At 42.7% G+C, this 1,028-nt stretch carries 2 protein-coding genes; both read right to left on the bottom strand.

What is annotated here, in order from left to right; all coding sequences use genetic code 11:
• On the bottom strand, positions 1 to 350 hold a 350-nt coding region (locus BG32_RS08160; RefSeq protein ID WP_147434891.1), incomplete at its 3' end, for an NfeD family protein.
• A 33-nt stretch (positions 351 to 383) separates the two neighbouring features.
• Positions 384 to 1,028: MBL fold metallo-hydrolase (locus tag BG32_RS08155; protein WP_121526662.1), on the bottom strand; the 645-nt coding region annotated here is incomplete at its 5' end.

Here is a 1,028-nt window from a genome sequence, read left to right as displayed (position 1 = left end):
TTCGCCGAAGTAGCTCGCCAGTCCTCTCCATCAATCCGGACCATGCCTTTTCCCATAACCGGATTGATCTCCACTGTCACACGTCCCAGAGAACCGACCATCCCATCGATATACATTTTCTTTGGTGAATCTCCTTTTGATAGCTTCTTGGCAATCGGTCTGGAAAGAAGCACCAGGAACGTACTGCTCGAGGCGAAAATCAGAACTTGCCAACCGAGTCCAAGCGAAAACATTGCTGCAAGGCCTGCCAGGAAAGAACCTATTGAAAACCACAGAGAGAAAAAAGTAGGAGTTAGTATCTCCGCCACCAATAATATAATACCAAAAATCATCCAGCCTATGTAACCCATTCTTTACCTCCTCCCGGAGTACACAGAAAAGTACTACAGTTCAAAAACATGTTCCGGGTGAACAAGAAAAACATCTATTTCTGTATCCTCAAGCTCCTTCTTTATGATATTATGCCACTTCTTAATCTGAGAGTTATATCGCCCAGATATATGATACAGGATCAATCTCTTTATACCTCTGCTTCTCCTAACTGTATCTATGACTTCATCGATACTGGAATGGTTTTGGTTTCTTCTGTCCTTCGAAACCAGGAAAGTACATTCATGCAAGAGTGTTTCAGAATAACTCACTGTTTCGGGAGAAAGTGCAAAGGTATCTCCGCTTATCGTGACAATCTTCTTCAGGTAAGTATCGGTAATCTCCTCTCTGCCTTTTTCCTTGACAACACGAGCGATCTCCTTCGATGTCAGTCCTGAATAGGCTTCCTTAAGTTTTCTCCGCTCTTCGTAAATGTGATAACCATAGCTGATTTCACCAATTGTGTGCTTTACCCTGAATGGGGTTACGTGTCTTCTGAAACTTCCTGCTGTCCTTAGAAAGACTTCATCGCCGATGTTAAGCGGGTTTATAATCATATTGTATCTGAGTCTGGGATTCATTCCAATTATGAAATCCAGATACGCTTCAATGGCGCGATTACCAGACGGAAAATTTATTCTTAGCTGCTTGTTTCGGTC

The organism is Mesotoga sp. HF07.pep.5.2.highcov (assembly GCF_003666285.1).
Classification (GTDB): Bacteria; Thermotogota; Thermotogae; order Petrotogales; family Kosmotogaceae; genus Mesotoga; species Mesotoga prima.
Note: the sequence above shows the minus strand (reverse complement) of the source record. Positions and strands in the feature narration are given on the sequence as shown.